The 18137-nt window shown below is 60.7% G+C and carries 17 protein-coding genes; 3 read left to right on the top strand and 14 right to left on the bottom strand.

Annotated features, from left to right (window positions below):
• Window positions 1-41 precede the first annotated feature (41 nt).
• The 12 genes from ACTQV4_RS05600 to pyrR form a co-directional block, all read right to left on the bottom strand.
• Window positions 42-2345, bottom strand: coding sequence for a DNA internalization-related competence protein ComEC/Rec2 (locus tag ACTQV4_RS05600; protein WP_441569459.1), 2304 nt, complete (start codon window positions 2343-2345; stop codon window positions 42-44).
• On the bottom strand, window positions 2342-3052 hold the full coding sequence (locus ACTQV4_RS05595; RefSeq protein WP_441569458.1) for a helix-hairpin-helix domain-containing protein: 711 nt from the start codon (window positions 3050-3052) through the stop codon (window positions 2342-2344). Before ACTQV4_RS05595 ends, ACTQV4_RS05600 begins: the two co-directional genes overlap by 4 nt.
• A 214-nt stretch (window positions 3053-3266) precedes the next feature.
• Entirely contained in the window at window positions 3267-4511 is a 1245-nt protein-coding gene (gene thiI / locus ACTQV4_RS05590; protein WP_427794782.1) for a tRNA uracil 4-sulfurtransferase ThiI, read from the bottom strand.
• Window positions 4512-4793: a DNA-directed RNA polymerase subunit omega gene (locus ACTQV4_RS05585; RefSeq protein WP_370450597.1), complete on the bottom strand. Its 282-nt coding sequence runs from the start codon at window positions 4791-4793 to the stop codon at window positions 4512-4514.
• 5 nt (window positions 4794-4798) lie between these two features.
• Entirely contained in the window at window positions 4799-5368 is a 570-nt protein-coding gene (gene gmk / locus ACTQV4_RS05580; protein ID WP_370450596.1) for a guanylate kinase, read from the bottom strand.
• Window positions 5369-5677, bottom strand: coding sequence for an integration host factor, actinobacterial type (gene mihF / locus ACTQV4_RS05575; RefSeq protein ID WP_006236130.1), 309 nt, complete (start codon window positions 5675-5677; stop codon window positions 5369-5371).
• A gap of 240 nt (window positions 5678-5917) precedes the next feature.
• Window positions 5918-6634, bottom strand: coding sequence for an orotidine-5'-phosphate decarboxylase (gene pyrF, locus ACTQV4_RS05570; protein ID WP_441540758.1), 717 nt, complete (start codon window positions 6632-6634; stop codon window positions 5918-5920).
• Window positions 6628-7536 carry a dihydroorotate dehydrogenase gene (locus ACTQV4_RS05565; protein ID WP_427717595.1) on the bottom strand — a complete coding sequence of 303 codons (909 nt, stop codon included), beginning with the start codon at window positions 7534-7536 and terminating at the stop codon, window positions 6628-6630. The genes pyrF and ACTQV4_RS05565 overlap by 7 nt, the downstream gene beginning before the upstream one ends.
• Before the next feature lie 14 nt (window positions 7537-7550).
• Window positions 7551-8342, bottom strand: a complete 792-nt coding sequence (locus ACTQV4_RS05560; RefSeq protein WP_441540757.1) for a dihydroorotate dehydrogenase electron transfer subunit — start codon at window positions 8340-8342, stop codon at window positions 7551-7553.
• 92 nt (window positions 8343-8434) lie between these two features.
• Complete coding sequence (locus ACTQV4_RS05555; RefSeq protein WP_427717534.1) at window positions 8435-9724, bottom strand: dihydroorotase; 1290 nt, start codon at window positions 9722-9724, stop codon at window positions 8435-8437.
• A complete protein-coding gene (locus ACTQV4_RS05550; RefSeq protein ID WP_441569457.1) occupies window positions 9708-10652 on the bottom strand; it encodes an aspartate carbamoyltransferase catalytic subunit in 945 nt (314 codons plus the stop codon). The genes ACTQV4_RS05555 and ACTQV4_RS05550 overlap by 17 nt, the downstream gene beginning before the upstream one ends.
• 4 nt (window positions 10653-10656) lie before the next feature.
• Window positions 10657-11241, bottom strand: a complete 585-nt coding sequence (pyrR, locus tag ACTQV4_RS05545) for a bifunctional pyr operon transcriptional regulator/uracil phosphoribosyltransferase PyrR (protein ID WP_441559138.1) — start codon at window positions 11239-11241, stop codon at window positions 10657-10659.
• A gap of 450 nt (window positions 11242-11691) precedes the next feature.
• On the opposite strand from pyrR, the gene rpmB reads away from it, so the two are divergent.
• Entirely contained in the window at window positions 11692-11880 is a 189-nt protein-coding gene (gene rpmB, locus ACTQV4_RS05540; protein ID WP_022094725.1) for a 50S ribosomal protein L28, read from the top strand.
• A gap of 196 nt (window positions 11881-12076) precedes the next feature.
• Here rpmB and ACTQV4_RS05535 read toward each other — a convergent pair whose 3' ends face one another.
• On the bottom strand, window positions 12077-12520 hold the full coding sequence (locus tag ACTQV4_RS05535) for a hypothetical protein (protein WP_441569456.1): 444 nt from the start codon (window positions 12518-12520) through the stop codon (window positions 12077-12079).
• A 232-nt stretch (window positions 12521-12752) separates the two neighbouring features.
• Between ACTQV4_RS05535 and adhE the strand changes: the two genes are divergently transcribed.
• Both adhE and ACTQV4_RS05525 read left to right on the top strand, forming a co-directional pair.
• On the top strand, window positions 12753-15401 hold the full coding sequence (gene adhE, locus ACTQV4_RS05530; protein WP_427795671.1) for a bifunctional acetaldehyde-CoA/alcohol dehydrogenase: 2649 nt from the start codon (window positions 12753-12755) through the stop codon (window positions 15399-15401).
• A gap of 87 nt (window positions 15402-15488) precedes the next feature.
• Window positions 15489-16253, top strand: coding sequence for an aminoglycoside phosphotransferase family protein (locus ACTQV4_RS05525; protein ID WP_154516259.1), 765 nt, complete (start codon window positions 15489-15491; stop codon window positions 16251-16253).
• Between the two features lie 173 nt (window positions 16254-16426).
• On the opposite strand, the gene ACTQV4_RS05520 is transcribed toward ACTQV4_RS05525, so the two are convergent.
• Complete coding sequence (locus tag ACTQV4_RS05520; protein ID WP_441569469.1) at window positions 16427-18136, bottom strand: proline--tRNA ligase; 1710 nt, start codon at window positions 18134-18136, stop codon at window positions 16427-16429.
• Window position 18137: the final 1 nt, after the last annotated feature.

Genomic DNA, 18137 nt, shown 5'->3' with positions numbered 1-18137 from the left:
GCCATTCTATCCCACGGGTTGGTCCCGCGCCAACGGCAGCATCACGGTCGCTGACATCGCATGGCAAAACCGGCCGCAGTCGGCGAGACGGTAATGTCGCCTCTCTCGATAGTGCATGCGAACGCGCCGCCCGCATCGCTAACGGCATCGATGCAGGCATCGGATGGATGGCCGTAGCGGTTGCCCTCGCCCGCGCTCGCAATAGAGAGCTCGGGCTTAAGGGTTTCCAGAAGGTCTGTATCGACAGAATCTTTTGAGCCGTGATGCCCCAGCTTAAGCACATCGATATCACCCACCTCCTGTACAAACTCGCGCTCCTGATCGAGCTCGGCATCACCAGTGAGGAGCATACGCAGGCTTTTGCCTTCCTGAGCATAGGAGAGCAGCAAGACAAGCGAGTCCTCATTGCCCTCACCGTCAACCGTATCAAACGGCCACATCACACGAGCCCGAAATTCGCCGATATCGACTGTGTCTCCGCGAGCCACCTGCCGATACGTGACGCTTGAGCGATTCAGAACCTCAGCAGGCGCGCTGCCCAGCGCATCCGCCGCAACCGCAATGCTTCCAACCGAAAACCGATCGAGTACGTCGGGAAGACCGCCCCAATGGTCTTCATCCCAATGTGTCACGAAGACGGCGTCGATATGGTGGACGTTATTGCGAACCAACGCCGACACCACGCGCGCGTCGAGCCCACAGTCGACGAGCGCCACGGCGCCACCCTGACGAACAAGAATCGCATCGGCCTGGCCAACATCAAGGACTGTCACCGAAGGCGGCGCACATCGATCCCAATAGACATACGGAACGCCCGCCGCAAGCATCAAACACAGCAGCCCCACCGCCATGGGCCGCGCGCGGGGGCGTGGCCACAAGACCAAGAGGACCACCAGCGAAAAAGGCACCACGTATACCAAGGGCGTATCGGGCGGCACGCTTACGGATGCGCCCGGAACGGCAGCAAAGAGCTGCTCAAAGAACAGGGCACAGCGAGCGATAGCCATGGGCACCACAAGCGCCCCGTGACGCAAGAGCGGCACAAGCGAGCAAGGCACCAGCACAACCGAAGATGCGAGCAGCACGCTTATCACCGGACCGATCACGGCATTTGCAAGCGGGGCAATGAGCGAAAACATCCCAAATGCGGGAATGGTTACGGGAAGTGTCGCGATCTGCGAGCACAGCGTGACGGACAAAATACTGGCAACCCCCGATGGCACGCCCAGCTCGCCCAAGGCGTAGGTAGCGTAGGGGCAAAAACAAAGGATGGCAAAAACACTGGCGCACGATAGCTGAAAACCCATCTCGAACAATACTGTCGGCCGCAGCAACATAAAGATTGTCATGGTCAAAAATAGAGCCGAAAGGCCATGCCGACGACGTCCGGCGCCGTTGACGATAAGCGTCACCGCCACCATACAGCACGCGCGCACGGCCGAGGGCGAAGCGCCCGTAAAGACGGCATAGGCAGCGAGGGCCAGCACCAACAGCCCTCTCTGCAGCCCACGAGAGAGGCGAGTCTTTTGCAGGGCGCTCTCAATCACAAACCCAACGATGGCAAGATGGCTGCCCGAGACGGCGATAAGATGTGCGGTGCCCGTTACCGAAAACAAATCGCCCGCCGGCTGGGCACGCAGCTCGGAGGAGCGTCCGCAGACAACGCCGGCAATGAGCGAACGCGCCGGATCGGTCTCGGGCGCGATAACGGCAAGGAGCTCGTTTCGCAGCCAGGGCAACGGCCCCGGAAAGCCTTCGCCAACCGATACCAACCGGATGACCTTAACTTTTCGAAGCTCACCCCGAAGCACGCGTGAGCGCCCATACGCATCATTCTCAAAACGCGACATTCGACCGACAACATGCACACGCGAACCGGCGCTGAGCTCACGATCACACGACAGCCGTATCTCGCCCAAGCGCTTTTCGCCCGCATATGAATCACAGGTATAGGAGTACGTCCCGTCATTGATGGATGGGTCACCCTGTACAACAAACTCGAGACTGCTCGCAGCTCGATTATCCAGTGCCGTCGAAGCACGCAGCGCCCCTATCGCCCAACCCGCGGACACGACCGCTCCCGCCAGGAGGCCGAGGGACGCGGCATACAGCCATCGCCTCCACCTCACAAGACGCATACAAAACCGAGCCAATACGATGCACGCGGCAGCCGCAACGGGAATGGCCATAAGCAATGTGACGGGCGCTGCCCGCTCTCCCAGCAGCAAATCGGCTGCCACGTTAAGCACCAGGCCGCAGCTCGCACACAAGCCAGAACAAAGGGCCATCGTCCACGGCATCAGGGGCCGCGGCGGCATCACATGCTCGCACTCGGACACACTCATACGCAGATGCAATCTTTAATTTTGGCGAGCTTTTTCTCACCGATCCCCGATACGCGCATGAGGTCATCGACCGAGGCAAAGGCCCCGTTTTGAGTCCGCTCATCGATAATCGACTGGGCCGTAGAAGGCCCGATGCCCGAAAGCGTCTGCAGTTCCGCCGCACTTGCCGTATTGATATTCACAAGCCCCGACGAAGACCCCGCACCAACAGTCATGGCAGCACCGCTATCGACCCCGCCGACCGCCGCAGCCGCTTGTTGCTCCCCCACCATCGGAACATAGATTTTTTGACCATCTGTGATCTTGGACGCACGATTAAGCCCTGTCACATCCGCCTCAGCCGTAAGCCCTCCGGCGGCATCGATCGCTTGGGACACCCGCGCTCCGTCTTTGAGCCGGTACACGCCAGGCCTCGCAACGGCGCCATCGACATCGACGTACACCTCAGCAGCAGAAGAACTCTTGGCAGACGACTCATCGGCATCACCAGGTAACCCATCCCCGGCTCCGCGCACATCCGAGGCGCCCGCCTCATCACCACGCTCAAACGACACGCCGCTGGAGCGGCTACCAAAACTTGCCATCGCCAAGCCGCTCGCGGCGGCAATGACAATCAGAATCGCCAAGACCATCGCCTTATGGCCGAGCAGCTTTTCTGCCCAGCGGTCCATCCGTTTAACCCGTTCGTGTTGCTCGCGTTGCGCCATAGCAAACACCTCCCAACACCATCGTGTCAGGAAACGAGCGCCGTAGCCTCCGCACGCCCACACCGGTTATCGAAGTCAAACCAAAAGCTGACCCAAACCTTGCAGGATAGTGTCCATTTATTCAGATACACGTCGACAAATGAACCGTTTATCGCCTAATGCCCAGATAGATTGAGACCGACGATGCAAATGCACCGCCGGTCTATACACAACATTATTCGTGATCTTGGTAAATCTCACGTGGAGCAAGCTGAGGATGTTTACGTTTTAAGGTCTTAGGGGCCTTGTACGTGTTGCTCTCGAAGTCGATGTACTCGGTCTGTTTGAGCAAGCGCTCAATCATCTCCTCGTGATCGAACAGCTCCCACGCCTCATGCACGGCATCGAGTTTTGCGTGCGTCTCGGGGCGGCGCGGCATAAAGAGCGTACAGCAATCGGGAGCAGCCTCGGTCGAGATATCGAAGGTACCGATTTCCTCGGCACGCGCGATGATCTCCTGCTTGTCCGAACCGATCAGCGGGCGGAACACGGGGATCTTGACGGCCTCGTTGACGGCCATAATGTTCTCGAGCGTCTGGGAGGCAACCTGACCGAGCGATTCACCGGTCACGATAGCCTTGGCGCCCTCGATATGCGCAATGCGCTCGGCAACCGAATACATAATGCGGCGATACATGATCACGCGCAGGTTGCTGGGGCAGGTGACGGAAATCTCACGCTGGCAATCGCCAAACGGCACCACGTACAGGCGGCCAATCTGGACGCCCGGCGCAAGCGCACGGATAATGTCCTGCACCAAATACTCGCTCGTATCGGGTGTCTGCGGACGACCGGAGAAATGTACCGGCACGCACACCGCGCCGCGACGCGCGAGCATCCAGGTCGCCACCGGAGAATCGATGCCCGACGACAGGAGCGTCACAACCTTGCCGGCGGAACCCACCGGCAGACCGCCCACGCCGCGCTCGGAGCGCGCATACACGTAAACGCTACCCTGGACCACCAGTACGTGCACCATCGCGTCGGGGTCGTGCATCTGGACCTTTTTATCGGGGAAGGCCTCGCACAGTACCTCGCCAACCTGACGATTGATATCAATCGAGGTGAGCTCGTAGTCGGTGTTAGAGCGTTTGGCATGCACCTTAAACGAATCAAAAGGACCAAACTCGCGCAGCGCCTTCACGGCGGCGGCGCAGTACTCCTGCGGGTCGCGGTTGGTGTGATATGCCAGGGACACGCGGGCAACGCCGGGGACGGTGCGAATGACACGCGCCGCCTCGTCGGCCTGATGCTCGTTAAAGGTCACGAGGATATAACCGGAAATTCGAGACACGGCATTCACGGAAAAGGCGGCCAAGGCCGCCTTGATGTTATCCATGAGGATATGCTCAAAATGTGCGCGGTTCTTGCCCTTCAGTCCAACCTCGTGATAGTGGACCAGGCAGACGCGAGCTGCCATTTAGGCTTCAGCAACCTTGTGGCCGAGCGCCTTCTTGTAACGAGCCTCGTCGTAGGAGATATCGCCGTCGACAATCTCGTCCATAGCCATCGAGATGGTATCGGCGCCGGAGAGGCCAATGGTAATGTCATCGACATCCTGAACGGCAAGCACGCGGTTGTGCTGGCCGCGCAGCATGCTGTTAATGTCGCAGGCGCGCTTGGAGGCAAGCGAGGCGAGCAGGAAGCGGTTGTGATCGGTCTTCTCCAGAAGATCGTCAATACAAGGCTTTACAACGGACACGGACCTCAGATCCTTTCATGCATATCGAGAACGCGAACGAGCTCATCGGTCGCGCGGTCGAGATCGTCATTCACCACGACGTCGTCGTAGCGGTCGGCAAGGGCAAGTTCATCGGCGGCGTTTGCCATGCGCAGCTCGATCGTCTCGGGCGTCTCGGTACCGCGACCGACCAGGCGATCGCGTAACACCTCAAGCGAAGGCGGCTTGATAAAGATCAACACGGCCTCGGGGAAACGCTCCTTGACCTGCAGGGCACCCTGGACGTCAATCTCCAAGATCAGAGACGAGCCAGAGGCGAGCTTGGATGCGACCTCGCTCACCAACGTGCCGTAGCAGTTACCGTGGACCTCGGCCCACTCAACAAACTCACCGTTTGCCACGCGGCGGTCGAACTCCTCGCGCGTCAGGAAAAAGTAGTTGACGCCGTCGACCTCACCTTTACGTGGCGCTCGCGTGGTAGCCGAAACCGTCAGGCCCAGGTTCGAGCGGCGCTCGCGCACACGAGTGACGAGCGTGCCCTTGCCTGCACCTGACGGTCCAGAAATCACAAAGAGCTTTGAATCCTGAGCGCTCACTTATTTGGTCAGCTGCTCGAGGAGCTGCTCGCGCTGACGGACGCCGAGGCCCTGGACGCGACGGGTAGCGGAGATGCCGAGCTCCTCCATGATCTTGGCGGCCTTGGCCTTGCCATAACCGGGCAGAGACTCGATGAGGGTGGAAACCTTCATGCGGGAAGCGATGGGGTCATCGGAGTTGAGCACGGACTCAAGGGACTTCTCGCCCTTCTTGATCTGCTCGCGAAGCTCAGCGCGGGCGTGACGTGCGGCGGCAGCCTTCTCAAGAGCCTGCTTACGCTGCTCGTCGGTAAGCTGAGGGAGTGCCATTCGAACCTCCAAATAGTTGGGTTATATCTGATGCAATAATTGGCATTTTAGCACGTCAAACGCACTAAATGCCCAATCGACGGCTCCATAGGTTAGACGATACCTGCGAAAAGTGCAATATACGGAGGTCAAAGTTGAGCCCCTGACCTGTGATTCCACACAAAGGATGGGAAAGTTTTCGCAGGCACAAGGGCTAATTTGTGCTAATAAGACCCAAAAGTGATGACTTGAGGGAATCTTTTACGCGACGTTTTCGACCAGCTCGGCGACGATGGCGTCAAAGGCCGCAACCGGATCGTCGGAGCCGGTAATAGGACGGCCCACCACGATGTGGCTCGCACCGCGCTCGATAGCCTGGGAAGGTGTCGCCACACGGGATTGATCGCCCAGGGCGGCACCCACCGGACGCACACCCGGAGTCACGATCAGCGCGGCGGGGCCGAGCAGCTCACGCATGTCGTGAGCCTCCATAGGCGAGCACACGATACCGTCGATGCCGTTGGCCTGAGCGAGCTTTGCCAGGCGAGCGGCCTCCTCGGCCACGGGCGACTCGACGCCGATCTCCGCCAGCGCGTCCTGATTCATGCTCGTAAGTACGGTGATGGCGACGAGCTTGGCGCGGTCCTCGCGCGCCTCCTCGGCACCCTCGCGGCAGGCAGCGAGCATGGCGCCCGAACCCAAGCCGTGGACCGAGAGCAGGTCGGCACCGGCAAGCGAGGCCGAGCGAGCGGCACCGCGCACCTGATGCGGAATGTCATGGAACTTGAGGTCGAGGAAGACCTTAAAGCCCAAATCCTTGAACGTCTTGACGATCTCGGGACCCTCGGCGTAATAGAGCGTCATGCCCACCTTGAGCCAGGCGGCATGGCCCGAAAGCTCGTGGGCGAGCTCGAGTGCGCGCTCACGGTCGCAGTCGAGGGCGACGATAACACGGTCGCGGGCATCGGTCTCTAGCATTCGAACGCACCTACCAGCTCGTTGATGTCCTTTACGCCCTGGGACTCCGCCCAGGCCTCGAGCTCGTGCGCGATCTTAAGCGAAGCACACGGGTCGACGAAGTTGGCCATGCCGACCGACACGCAGGTGGCGCCGGCCAGGATAAACTCGGCCGCATCCTCGCCGGTCATGACACCGCCGACACCGTTGATGGGGATATCGACGGCCTGGGCGACCTCCCAGACCATGCGCACGGCGATGTGGTGGCACAGCGGGCCCGAAAGGCCGCCCTTGGGCTTGGCCACACGGGACTTGCGGGTGTGCACGTCAATGGCCATGCCCTGGATGGAGTTGATGACCGAAAGGCCGTCGGCGCCGGCAGCCTCGAGGGCGCGGGCGATCTCGGCGACGTTGACCGGAGCCATCTTAACGAACAGCGGCTTATCGGTCACCTTGCGGCAGGCAGCCATAACGGAAGAGGCGCCCTCGGGCGTGGAGCCCATGGCGGCACCGCCGGCGGCAATGTTGGGGCAGCTCACGTTGATCTCATAGCCGGCAGCCCAGGGGCACAGCTCGACATACATCTCGAGCGCGCGCACGAACTCATCAACGGAGTGACCGGCAACTTGGCAGATGACCTGGCAACCGTCCTTGGAGAGCTGCTCGAGCCACGGACCGGACTCGCGGGCGAAAGCGGCCACACCGGGGTTCTGCAGGCCCACGGAATTGATCATGCCGCCGGGGATCTCGGCCATGCGGGGTGCGGGATTACCGGGCCAGGGCTCGGCAGCGCAACCCTTGGTGGTGATGGCACCCAGCTGGGAGACATCAAAGAAGTTCTGGAACTGCCAACCGTAGCCAAAGGTACCGGCTGCGGTGTTGATGGGGTTCTGCATCTTGACACCGCCGAAATCGACGGACATGTTCACGGTACCCACTAGAAGACCACCACCTTGGAAGCATCAAACACGGGGCCGCACATGCAGGCGCCCTTCATACCGTCGACCGTCTCGACATTGCAGGTGTTGCAGGCACCAAAGCCGCAGCTCATCATGCGCTCGAGCGACACCTCGCAGTACGCGCCGGCCTCGGCGGCAGCGGCGGCGACTTTCTTCATCATAACGGCGGGACCACAGCTGGCGACGTAGTCGTAACCGCCCTTGCCGAGCAGCTCAGCGGCAGGATCGGTGCATAAGCCGTGCGTACCCAACGAGCCGTCGTCGGTGCACACGTTGACCGTGGCTCCCAGCGCGCGGAACTCATCGACGCCCACGACCTTGGACGCGGTGCCAAAACCCAGGCACACGTCAACGGCCACGCCCTGCTCGGCAAGCATGCCAGCGAGGCACAGCACGGGCGGAACACCGATGCCGCCCGCCACGAGCAGCGCCTTCCTGGTGCCCTCGGGTACCAGCCAGCCGCGGCCGCCAGGGCCCAACAGGTTGGACTTGGAGCCGGGGCCCATCTGCGACAGACGACGGGTGTCGTCGCCCACGACGGCGTACCACAGCTCGACGGTACCGGCCTCGGCGTCAGAGCGATAGAAGCTCAAGGGCACGCGAAGCAGCGAAGAGGCATCGCCGGGCACGGCGATGTTCACAAACTGACCGGGCTTGAGCGCACTTGCAAGCTTGGGGGCCGAAATAACGAGCGAGAAGATGCCGTCGGCGATCTCCTGGTTCGAGACGACCTCGAAGTCGTGCACGCGTGCAGTGGAAGGTGTGGGCATAGACGCTCCAATCCCCCATGCAGTTGCATGGACCAAACGAACAGAAAGCGCGGCACCGCAAGGGCACCGCGCGCAAAAGCGATAAGGCTATGCTAGCAGATGCAGCCGTCGGCAAGCGTCTGTTTACCGCCGACAAACACATCGGTGGCACGACCGGTGAGCGTGCGGCCGGCAAAACCGGAGTTCTCGGCGCGCGACTCGTAACCGTCCTCGCCGACCGTCCAGGTGACAGACGCGTCGAAGACGGTCAGGTCGGCAACAGAGCCCGCCTTGACCTGAACCTGGTCGAGGCCCAGGATCTCACGCGGCTTAATAGCCATGAGCTCGACCATGCGGCCCATACCCATCTTGCCCGTGTTGACCAGCTCGGTGAGCACGAGCGACAGCGAGGTCTCGAGGCCGATCATGCCAAAGGGCGCGAGCTCGAACTCACGGGCTTTCTCCCACGGCGTGTGGGGAGCGTGATCGGTGACGATGACGTCGACGGTGCCGTCGATGACACCCTGGCGGATGGCCTCGGCATCCTCGTCGGTACGCAGCGGCGGGTTAACCTTGAGCGAGGTGTTGTAGGTCTCGTCCAGGTCGTTCTCGGTCAGGAACATGTGATGCGGGGTGGCCTCGCAGGTAACCTGAACGCCAGCGGCCTTGCCGGCACGCACGAGCTCCAGGCCATGGGCGGTGGAGATGTGCTGGATGTGCAGCTTGGCACCGGTCAGTTTTGCGATCTCGATGTCGCGGGCGATCTGGAGCTCCTCGCCGGCAGCCGGCCAGCCCTCGAGGGCCAGACGAGTCGAAACCTTGCCCTCGTTGATCTGGCCGTGGCCGACCAGGTCCTCGTCCTGGCAATGGCTCATGAAGACCTTGCCGAACATCTTGCCGTAATCCATGCAGCGACGGAGCATGCCTGCACCCTGCACGCCGCGACCGTCGTCGGTGAAGGCGACGGCGCCGTGGGCGACCATATCGCCCATCTCGGACATAGCCTCGCCCTTAAGACCGCGGGTCATGGCGCCAGAAGGATAGACGCGGCAGTGGCCGACCTCGGCAGCGCGGGACTTGATGAACTCAACAACGGTACCGTTATCGGTAACGGGGTCGGTGTTGGGCATGGCGCACACGCCAGTGAAGCCGCCCTTGGCAGCTGCGCGGGTGCCGCTCTCGATGTCCTCTTTGACCTCGTAGCCGGGCTCGCGCAGGTGGACGTGCATGTCCACCAGGCCAGGGACAAGGTACTTACCGGAAAGGTCGCGGACCTCGGCTCCCTCGGCGGCGAGGTTCTCGCCGACCTCGGCGATCTTGTCGCCGTCGATCAGGACGTCAACGACACCGTCAAGCTCGACGGACGGATCGACGACGTGGGCATTCTTAAGAAGCAAGGCCATTATCGGCACCTCCAAGCAGCAGATACAGGATAGCCATACGCACGCAGATACCGGCGTAGACCTGCTCCAGGATGACGGAGCGTTGCGGGTGGTCGGCCATATAGGAGTCGAACTCGACGCCGCGGTTGATGGGGCCCGGGTGGCAAATGATCGCGTCGGGCTTCATGAGCTTCTCACGGTCCTTGGTCAGGCCGAAGAGCTTATGGTACTCGCGAATGGTCGGGAACGGGGCACCCTCGAGGCGCTCCTGCTGTACGCGCAGCATGTAGACGACGTCCAGCTCGGGCAGGACGGAATCGAGGTCGCTCGTCACGTGGTCGCAGCCCAGAACCTCGGGCGCCGGCGGCAGCAGCGTGCCGGGGGCGACGGCGTAGGTCTCGCAGCCCATGATCTTCAACGCGGGGATCAGAGAGCCGCAGACGCGGGAGTGGGCGATGTCGCCGACGACGGCGACTTTCAGACCATGGAAGTCACCCTTGCGCTCCCAGATTGTGTACAGGTCGAGCAGAGCCTGCGTGGGGTGGTTGTGCTTACCGTCACCGGCGCAGATAACACTCGCAGGCGAATTCTGCGTGACGATGTAGGGAGCACCGGCATGTTTGTCGCGCACGACGATGCAGTCGATCTTGTAGGCGTTGAGCGTCTCGACAGTATCGACGAGGCTCTCGCCCTTGACCGTGGAGGTCGAGGAGCCGCCAAAGTTGAGGCTGTCGGCCGAAAGACGCTTCTCGGCGAGCTCGAAGGAGCTGCGGGTACGCGTCGAGGGCTCGTTGAACATATTGACGATGGTCTTGCCCTTGAGCGTGGGGACCTTCTTGATGGCACGCTCGTTGACCTCGGAGAACGCCTTGGCGGTCTCGAGGATGAGCTTGATGTCCTCTTCGGAGTACTCGGTAATGTCGATCAGGTGCTTATGATTGAACGCCACGGTACTACTCACCTCCCAGCGGCGCGGAGCCCACGTGGGAACCCGGCGCGACGTCGTTGATCTCGACAGCGGTACGGCCGTCGACTTCCTTCATATATAGGTGCACGCTCTCCTCGTGCGACGAGGGAACGTTCTTGCCGACAAAGTCCGGCGAGATAGGGAGCTCGCGGTGACCGCGGTCAACGAGAACAGCCAGCTCGATGCGGCTCGGACGGCCCAGGTCCATAACGGCGTCCAGAGCGGCGCGGATGGTGCGACCCGTGTACAGGATGTCGTCCACCAAAACAACGCGCTTGCCGTCGACGCTGAAGGGAATGTTGGTAGCGTGGATCGCGGGAGCGAAGTTAGTCGCATAGTCATCGCGATAGAAGCTGATGTCCAGGCTGCCGAGCGGAACGTCAACACCCTCGATCTCCTTGATCGCCTCGGCGAGCTTCTTTGCCAGAAGGTCGCCGCGCGTGACGATGCCGACCAGAGCGAGGTCTTCACAGCCCTCGTTGCGCTCGAGAATCTCGTGCGCGATGCGGGTCATCGCTCGGTTGACGGCGGTCTCGTCCATGATGACCGCCTTGGGGGAAGTCGTGCCCATCGATCTCCTTCCTCACATGTCTTGACTGCTGATACAGTCAAAAAAATAGATGCCCGACCGCTCAAAGCGGACCAGACACCCACAGGAAGGACTGCTCTATGGCAGCAATATAAATCCATGTGGGTATCTCGTACCCCTTTAATGGTCAAGAGATAGTGTAGCCAACCCCGAGCTTAATTGCGAGCATTAATACGGAGCAATCCGCAAACGGACTCAACGCTCCATAAACCTATATATATTTGCGGGACAAGCTTGAAAACGTCGATGCGAGCTGGCATAATCCCCTCTGCTACACGCAAATCGGATCTACGTCCAGGGCCGTAGCGTGGGCACTATCGCCATAAGAGAAATATCTCTGTGTAGATTACGCACAGGGAGCTGCTTCTGTGCTATAGTTCAGGCTTGTTTGTTAACGCGACATGTTCGTTTGTCGCCCAAGGAGGGTCAGTTATGTCCAAAGTTTGCGAAGTTTGCGGTAAGCACCCCGTTGCCGGTCGCTCCATCAGCCACTCTCACCGCGTCACCAACCGTAAGTTCCGCCCCAACATCCAGCGCGTCTACGTCGTCGTCGATGGTCACCGTCGCAAGATGAACGTTTGCTCCACCTGCCTTAAGTCTGGCAAGGTTGCGCGCTCCTAAATAAGGTCTTACCAACAAGTACCTCGGACTCTCCGGGTCAAAGACCTCGCGTTCACATAGAACTTACCAAAGGCGTCCTCTCTTGTGGAGGGCGCCTTTTTGCACTCATTGGGGACAGACTTACATGGGTGTTTTCACTCATTGGGGACAGACATGATGCGTGTCTGCGGCGCCCCGACTAGCTCCGGCCCCTGCCTCACGCAGCTTCCTTCCAGCCTGCAGTGGCCTTGGTCACACTTGTAGCGCCGATACCGGTGATACGGGCAATTTGCTTGACCGTGAGATGTGCCTGCCTGAGCCTCAGCAGGCAGGCATCGCGTTCGGGGCGTGGCAGGGCCTTAAGCAGCGTAGGATCTATGCTCGGCAGGACTTCGCGCGCAACGGAAAGGGCCTCCTCATCGGGGATCCGACGGCGTGGAAGAACCTCCACCGACCAGATGCGGCCGGCAACTTCCTTGAGATGTTCGCAATAGCAACGGGAGCCTCCGACAATATCGAGCATAGGGGCCGCATCGCAAATGTCAAAGGGATCGTAGCCCAGCTGATATGCCTTGAAGCTTGACCAACGGTACGCCTCGAGCGAGTCGAGCGTACCTTTCACGGGATTGAGATGAATATAATCGAGCAGCTGCACTGCCATAACAGGTCCAGAACAGCTCAATGGCAAAACGATATCTGTCCCAAATGAGTGAAAGCACTCATATAAGTCTGTCCCCAATGAGCGGGCCGATGCCAGGCGATATTTTTAATTAAAACGCTTCAGCTAGTTGAAGCGTTTTAGTGTGCCTTTTACGGGAATCTTACCGTTCGCCGAATAATTTCTTGCTATCATGCAACACGTAGGGTAAATCTCCGATCGCAAGGAGACACAAATGGTGAAAAAGTCACCGGAAAACACTACTCCCGCAATTGTGGACAACGTAGAGGCGCTTGAGGCTAAGCTCGCTCAGATGCGAGAGGCCCAGGCGCTTTTTGCTACGTACACGCAGGAGCAGGTCGACAAGATCTTCTACGAGGCCGCCATGGCCGCCAACAAGGCTCGTATCCCGCTGGCGAAGATGGCCATCGAGGAGACCGGTCGCGGCGTTCTTGAGGACAAGGTCATCAAGAACCACTACGCCGCAGAGTACATCTACAACGCTTACAAGAACACCAAGACCTGTGGTGTCATTGAGCGCGACGAGGCCTACGGCATCACCAAGATCGCTGAGCCCATCGGCATCGTGGGCGCCGTCATCCCGACGACCAACCCCACCTCCACCGCGATCTTCAAGACGCTGATCAGCCTGAAGACCCGCAACGCCATCATCATCTCCCCGCACCCGGCTGCCGCCAAGTGCACCATCGCCGCCGCCAAGCTCGTGCTTGACGCCGCCGTCAAGGCCGGCGCCCCCGAGGGCATCATCGGCTGGGTCGATGTCCCCTCCATCGAGCTGACCAACATGGTCATGCGCGATGTCGACATCATCCTCGCCACCGGTGGCCCGGGCATGGTCAAGGCCGCCTACTCCTCGGGCAAGCCCGCCCTGGGCGTTGGCGCCGGTAACACCCCGGTCGTCATCGACGACACCGCCGACGTGCTGCTCGCCGTCAACTCCATCATCCACTCCAAGACCTTCGACAACGGCATGATCTGCGCTTCCGAGCAGTCCGTGACCGTCATCGACACCATCTATGACCAGGTTAAGGCCGAATTCCAGAAGCGCGGCTGCTACTTCGTCAAGCAGGGTGCCGAGATGGAGGCCCTGCGCGGCGCCATGTTCAAGAACGGCGCTCTCGATCACCGCATCCCCGGCATGGCTGCCGCCAAGATCGCCGAACTCGCCGGTATCGAGGTTCCCGCCAAGACCAAGATCCTGATCGCCGAGGTCACCTCCACCGACCCCGCCAAGGAGGAGTTCTCCCACGAGAAGCTCTCCCCTGTCCTGGCCATGTATCACGCCAAGGACTTCCAGGAGGCCGTCGACAAGGCCGAGCACCTGGTACTCGCCGGTGGCCCGGGCCACACCGCCTCTCTGTACGTGCATCCCGCCCAGGCCGATAAGATCAGCCTGTTCGAGCATGTCATGAAGGCCTGCCGTATCGTCATCAACACCCCGTCCTCGCACGGCGGCATCGGTGACCTGTACAACTTTGGCATGAAGCCGTCTCTGACCCTGGGCTGCGGCTCCTGGGGCGGCAACTCCGTCTCCGAGAACGTTGGGGTGAAGCACTTGATCAACGTTAAGACTGTGGCCGAGCGCCGTGAGAACATGCTGTGGTTCCGCGCTCCCGAGAAGGTCTACTTCAAGAAGGGTTCCACGCCCGTCGCTCTCGACGAGCTGGGCAGCGTCATGGGCAAGAAGCGCGCCTTTATCGTCACCGACCAGTTCCTCTTCAAGAATGGCAACACCCGCGCCATCGAGGCCAAGCTCGACGAGATGGGCATCGCCCACGACTGCTTCTACGACGTCGAGCCCGATCCGTCGCTGCAGTGCGCACGTCGCGGCGCCAAGCAGATGGCTCTCTTTGAGCCGGACGTCATCATCGCCGTCGGCGGTGGCTCCGCTATGGACGCCGGCAAGATCATGTGGATGATGTACGAGCACCCCGAGTGCAAGTTTGAGGACATGGCCATGGACTTCATGGACATCCGCAAGCGTATCTTCACCTTCCCCGAGATGGGCAAGAAGGCCTACTTCGTCGCCGTCCCGACCTCTTCGGGCACCGGTTCCGAGTGCACGCCGTTCGCCATCATCACCGACAAGGAGACCGGCATCAAGTGGCCGCTCGCCGACTACGCGCTGCTCCCCAACATGGCTATCGTTGACGCCGACAACTGCATGACCGCCCCGCGCGGCCTGACCGCTGCCTCCGGCATCGACGTCATGACCCACGCCATCGAGTCCTATGTCTCCATCATGGCCTCCGACTACACCAAGGGCCTCTCCGAGCGCGCTGCCAAGCTCGTCTTCGAGAACCTGCCCTCCAGCTTCGAAAACGGCGCCAAGGACCCGCATGCCCGCGAGGAGATGCACAACGCCTCCTGCATGGCCGGTATGGCCTTCGCCAACGCCTTCCTGGGCCTCAACCACTCCATGGCCCACAAGCTCGGTGCCTTCCATCACCTGCCCCACGGCATCGCCAACGCCATCATCCTGACTCGCGTCATGCGCTACAACGCCGCCGAGGCCCCCGTCAAGATGGGCACGTTCTCCCAGTATCCTTACCCCAACGCGCTGCACAACTACGCCGAGATGGCCAAGTACTGCGGCATCGAGGGCAAGGACGACAAGGAGGTCTTCGAGAACTTCATCACGAAGCTCGAGGAGCTCAAGGACTTCATCGGTGTCAAGAAGACCATCGCCGACTACGGTGTTGACGAGCAGTACTTCCTCGACACCCTCGACGAGATGACCGAGCAGGCATTCAACGACCAGTGCACCGGCGCTAACCCGCGCTACCCGCTCATGAGCGAGATCAAGGAGCTCTACCTGGACGCCTACTATGGCCGCGAGCCCCAGGACTACGCCGTCTGCTAGTTTTTAGCACGGTTATTTCGGCGGGGGTGAACGGGCGCACGCACGCCCCCGCCGCTGCTTCTATCGCATCGTTGAAAGGATGCAATCATGCTGCTCCCCGAATCCAAGACCGAGCTCGTCCGTCGCGGCAACAAAGTCGTTTACGACCTGGGCGACAAGATCGTCAAGGTCTTTAACGAGACCAAGCCCGTCTCCGACGTGTTCAACGAGGCTTTGAATCTTGCCCGCATCAATGAGTGCGGCATCCGCAGCCCCAAGGCTCTCGAGGTTTCTCAGCTCGAGAACGCCAACGGCTGGGCGCTCGTGACCGAGAAGGTTCCGGGCACCACCCTTGCCGAGAAGATGACTGCCGAGCCCCAGCGCTTTGGTGAGTACCTCGAGATGTTCGTCGACCTCCAGATCGAGATCCACGGCTACACCTCCCCGCTACTCAACCGTCAGCGCGACAAGTTCGCCCGCATGATCGACAGCCTCGATCAGCTCAATGCCACCACGCGCTACAACCTTCAGGAGCGTCTGGACGGCATGACCAAGGAGTTCAAGGTCTGCCACGGCGACTTCAACCCCTCCAACGTCATCGTTGGCGACGACGGCCAGCTGTACGTCTGCGACTGGGCACACGCCACCCAGGGCTCCCCTGCTGCCGACGTTGCCACCACCTACCTGCTCTTTGCCCTCAACAGCAAGGACCAGGCCGAGGCCTACCTGGAGCTCTACTGCGATCGTGCCGACATGCCCATGCAGGTCGTGCGTCAGTGGACGAGCATCGTCGCCGCTTCCGAGCTCGCTCGTAAGCGCAACGTGAACGATGAGTTCCTTAAGAACTGGATCGACGTCGTCGATTATCAGTAATATCTGAGCGATTTATTTCGCATCGGAGGCACAAAGGAAAACCCCACAGCTCGCATGGGCTGCGGGGTTTTCCTTTTAGCAACAAATGTCCCTTAGACGCAAAAGCGGCCCTGCATCTCTACCTCGAGAGACGCAGGGCCGCTTAACAAGTGCACTAAACGCAGCGGGCTCGATTAACGACGGGCTGCTTTCACAAGCTCAGCGACCTTGGCGACAATCTCATCGATCGCCACATCCTCGCGCTCGCCCGTAGCACGATCCTTGAGCTCGACGGTGCCGTTCTTAAGGCCGCGCTTGCCGAGCACCACCTGATAAGGGAAGCCCATAAGGTCGTTGTCGGCAAACTTAAAGCCGGGACGCTCGTCACGGTCGTCTACGACAACCTCGATACCCTCGGCGCACAGACCCTCGACGATTTGATCGCAAACAGAAGCGCACTCCTCCTTCTTGGGGTCGAGCGGAATCACCGCAACCTCGTACGGGGCAACGGAGACCGGCCAAACGATACCGTGCTCGTCGTTGTGCTGCTCCACGACGGCAGCGAGCGAGCGGGAAACGCCCACGCCGTAGCAACCCATGATAAGCGGCTTCTCCTTGCCGTCCTCGTCCATAAAGGTGGCACCCATGGCCTCGGAGTACTTGGTGCCCAGCTGGAAGACCTGGGAAACCTCGATGCCGCGAGCAGCGGAGAGCGGCTTGCCGCAGTGCGGGCAAGGGTCGCCGGCAACGACGGTAACCAGGTCGGCCCACTCGTCGACGGTAAAGTCGCGCTCGGGGCAGGCACCGGTAAAGTGATAGTCGACTTCGTTGGCACCGCAGGCCCACTGCTTGGACTCGCGCAGGCTCTCGTCGCAGACCAGACGAATGCCCTCGGGCAGGTTAACCGGTCCGATAAAGCCCTTATGCAGACCGTAGGTCTGGAGCTCCTCGTCGGTCATCATGCGATAGCCCTTGCCAAAGACATGCTCGGCCTTGCAGTCGTTGAGCTCATGATCGCCCGGAACGATGGCCACAACCGGCTTGCCCTCGGCGTCGATGAGAGCCAGCGACTTGCGCGTACCGTTCTCGGGGAAGCCGAAGAACTTGGCGACGGCCTCGATGGTGCCCATACCCGGAGTCTCGACCTTGGTGAGTGTGCCGTCGCCGGGGCCCTCGGTCACAACGACCTTGGTGCTTGCCGCCTCGTCATCGGCAGCAAAGCCACAATCGTCGCAGTAGACCAGCGAAGCCTCGCCGGCCTCTGCCAGCGCCATGAACTCGACGGAGGTGTCGCCACCGATCTCGCCGGAATCGGCGACGACGGGCAGGGCCTTAATGTAGCAGCGCTCGCAGATATTGGCGTAGGCCTGCTTCATCTTGTCATACTCCTCCTGCAGGCTCTCCTGCGTGGCAGAAAAGCTGTAGGCGTCTTTCATGATGAACTCGCGACCGCGCATCAGGCCAAAGCGGGGACGGAACTCGTCGCGGAACTTGTCCTGGATGTGATAGAGATTCACCGGCAGTTGCTTGTATGAACGCAGCTCGTTGCGCACCAGGGCAGTCACGGTCTCCTCGTGCGTGGGGCCGAGCACGAACTCGCGGCCGTGGCGGTCATCAAAGCGCACGAGCTCCTTGCCATAGGCATCGATACGGCCGGACTCACGCCACAGCTCGGCATCGACCATGATGGGCATCATGAGCTCCTGGGCACCGGCGGCGTCCATCTCGTCGCGCACGATGTTCTCAATCTTGCGAATCGAGCGCCACGCGAGCGGCAGATAGGAATAGAGACCGGCGGCCTCCTTGCGGATCATACCGGCACGGAGCAGCAGGCGATGGCTCGCAAGCTCAGCGTCGGCCGGATCCTCTTTGAGCGTCGGAGCATACAGCTTAGACATATACATT

It is taken from the genome of Collinsella sp. LCP19S3_B11, from assembly GCF_052121915.1.
Classification (GTDB): domain Bacteria; phylum Actinomycetota; class Coriobacteriia; order Coriobacteriales; family Coriobacteriaceae; genus Collinsella.
The sequence above is the reverse complement of the archived record's forward strand: the minus strand, read 5'-3'. Positions and strand labels throughout refer to the sequence as shown.